This is a genomic window from Actinomycetota bacterium (assembly GCA_036280995.1).
Classification (GTDB): domain Bacteria; phylum Actinomycetota; class CALGFH01; order CALGFH01; family CALGFH01; genus CALGFH01.
In genome coordinates this window covers 1-2,540 of record DASUPQ010000506.1, presented here as the reverse complement: position 1 = coordinate 2,540, position 2,540 = coordinate 1, and the positions used below count along the sequence as shown (strand labels likewise).

Sequence of the window (2,540 nt, the reverse complement as noted above, 5' to 3'; positions counted from 1 at the left end):
TGCTGTACCTGGCCGGCCCCTCCACCAGCGACTACTACCTGGCGTACCTGCTGCTGGTGCTGTTCGCGGCCGCGGCCTTGCCGCCGCGGATGTATCTGCTGGTCGTGGTGGTGGTGCTGGCCAGCTACCTGGGGATCGCCTCGACGACCTCCTCGGTCCGGGACCTGATCATCCCGATGACGGCGATCCTGCTGGTCTCGGCCCTGGCTGGCCAGCTGGCCAGCGAGCAGCGCGCCCGGGCTCGGGAGATCGCTCGGCTGCATGAGGCGATGGTGGCCCTGGCGGCCGAGCCGCGTCTGGCGGCGCTGCAGGCGGCCCTGGTGGCCTGGGCGCGGCGGTTGACCGGGGCCAGCCAGGCCGCCTTGGTGGCGGTCCAGGGCGGCGATGCCGTGGTCGACCCGGCGGGAGCGGGGCCTGACCTGGCGGGCCTGCCCGTCCAGGAGGCCGCCGGGGTGCCGGGGACGGTGCTGGTGGGCGGTGACCGCCAGGGGCGGGAGGTGCTGCTGATTGGGGTGGAGGGGTCGGCTTGGGTGCTGGTGCTGTGCGGTACCCAGGCCGATTCCGGTGCTGGCCAGTATCTGCTGGAGACGCTGGTGGCCCAGGCCGCCGGGTCGCTGGAGACCGCCCGGCTGCATCAGGCGCTGGGCCGCAAGGAGCAGGCGCGCGCCGCGCTGGTGGGCAGGCTCATCGGTGCCCAGGAGGAGGAGCGGCGGCGCATCGCCCGCGAGCTCCACGACGGGGTTGGGCAGGACCTGGCCGGGCTGGTGATGGGCCTGGAGGCGCTGGAGCGCTCGCCCGGCACCATCGAGGTGGCCGACCTGAGGCAGCTGGCCCGCTCCACCGCCCAGCAGATCCGGGAGCTGATCGTGGATCTGCGGCCGCGGGTGCTGGATGACCTGGGGCTGGGCGCCGGGCTGCGGTGGCTGACCCAGGAGCGCCACCCCAACCTGCACGTCGAGCTGGACGTGGAGCTGGATCGGCAGCTGCCGTCGCCGGTGGAGACCGCGATCTTCCGGATCATCCAGGAGGCCCTGACCAACGTGGACCGCCACGCCCTGGCCGCGGAGGCGCGGCTGCGGGTGCGGGCGGCCGACGGCGAGGTCCGGGCCGTGGTGGAGGACAACGGTCGGGGGTTCGACCCTCACGGGGAGGCCGGGGGGTTCGGCATCGTGGGCATGCGGGAGCGGGCCGAGCAGCTCGGCGGCCGGCTGCAGGTCACCTCCGACAGCACAGCGGGCACGCGGGTGGAGGCCGTGCTGCCCTTGGGGGGGTGATGAGAAGGGTGGTGATGCGCATGGAGCACACGGGGCAGTCGAGGCTGCGGGTGCTGGTGGTGGAGGACCACGCGGTGGTCCGCCGGGGGCTGTGCGCGGTGCTGGAGGCCGCTGGGCTGGCCTGTGTGGCCGACGTGGGCACCGGCACGGCGGCCGAACGCGCCGTCCAGGACGACAACTTCGACGTGGTGCTGCTGGACCTTGGGCTGCCGGACGTGGACGGCCTGCAACTGCTGCGGCGGCTGCACGAACGGGCGCCCGAGGTGGCGGTGGTCGTCCTGACGATGCACGCCGAACAGGAGTACGTGCTCCGGGCCCTGGCCGCGGGCGCGGGCGGCTATGTGCTGAAGCTGGCCGAGCCAGAGGCCGTGGTGGAGGCGATCGGCCGGGCCGTAAAGGGCGAGCTGTACCTCGACCCGGCGGTGGCCGGGCCGGTGGCCCGCCGGGCCATCCAGCCGCCCAAGGCCGACCCGTTGACGGCCCGGGAACGCGACGTGCTGGAACGCATCGCCCGGGGCCTGACCAACCGCCAGATCGCCGCGGAGCTGTTCGTCAGCGTTAACACGGTGGAGACCCATCGCCGCCACCTCCTGGAAAAGCTCGGGGTCCACTCCCGCGCCGGGCTGGTGGCCCAGGCCCTGGAGCGTGGCCTGCTGGGTGACCACGCCATCACCTCAAAGACGTGAGCCCGAAATCACGTGTCTGCCGGGATGGCACCAGGCCCCCTGCGGGCTAACGTCAAGGCAGGTTGAAAAGCAACAGCAGGACTGTCGAGCTCGATCGAGGTCGAGTTGGATCAGCCTGCGCATTGGAAGGAGGTGTGCGGTGATGATGATGGGTGGCTGGTTGTTCATGGTGGTCTTGCCCATCGTGGTCGTGGCCCTGGTGGTCTGGGCCCTGTCGGCCTCAGGGAGGGCCTTCTGGGCTGCTGGCGACCAGGCTGGCAAGGAGCGGTCGGCGTTGCAGCTGCTGGAGGAGCGCTTCGCCCGCGGCGAGATCGACCGCGAGGAATTCGAGCGGCGGCGGGAAATCCTCTCCCAGCGCTGAACCCAGTGGGAAGAGGAAATGCCCAGCACTAGCTGCTGGCGTGAGGCAGGTGGTCGGTCATGAGCCTTCAGCATCCAACGATGGCGGCCCGGGCGGTGTTTGGCCTCGATGACGAGAGGGCGACGGATGCCGGCCTGGCCGGCCACAAGGCAGCCAATCTGGCCCGGCTGACCGCGCTGAGCTTCCCGGTCCCGCCGGGTGTGGTGGTGTCTGTCGACG

General features: G+C 71.8%; 3 protein-coding genes. All 3 read left to right on the top strand.

What is annotated here, in order from left to right; all coding sequences use genetic code 11:
• Window positions 1-1,274 (top strand): sensor histidine kinase (locus tag VF468_17140; protein ID HEX5880019.1); only part of this gene is annotated, 1,274 nt, incomplete at its 5' end.
• A gap of 20 nt (window positions 1,275-1,294) precedes the next feature.
• The gene (locus tag VF468_17135) at window positions 1,295-1,960 is read left to right on the top strand and encodes a response regulator transcription factor (protein HEX5880018.1); all 666 of its coding nucleotides are present in this window, start codon (window positions 1,295-1,297) and stop codon (window positions 1,958-1,960) included.
• Between the two features lie 142 nt (window positions 1,961-2,102).
• Window positions 2,103-2,321 carry an SHOCT domain-containing protein gene (locus VF468_17130; protein HEX5880017.1) on the top strand — a complete coding sequence of 73 codons (219 nt, stop codon included), beginning with the start codon at window positions 2,103-2,105 and terminating at the stop codon, window positions 2,319-2,321.
• Window positions 2,322-2,540 lie beyond the last annotated feature (219 nt).

Excerpts from the sequence above, each read along its gene's own strand:
- VF468_17135 (HEX5880018.1), top strand. The coding sequence starts at position 1,295 with ATGGAGCACACGGGGCAGTCGAGGCTGCGGGTGCTGGTGGTGGAGGAC.
- VF468_17130 (HEX5880017.1), top strand. The coding sequence starts at position 2,103 with ATGATGATGGGTGGCTGGTTGTTCATGGTGGTCTTGCCCATCGTGGTC.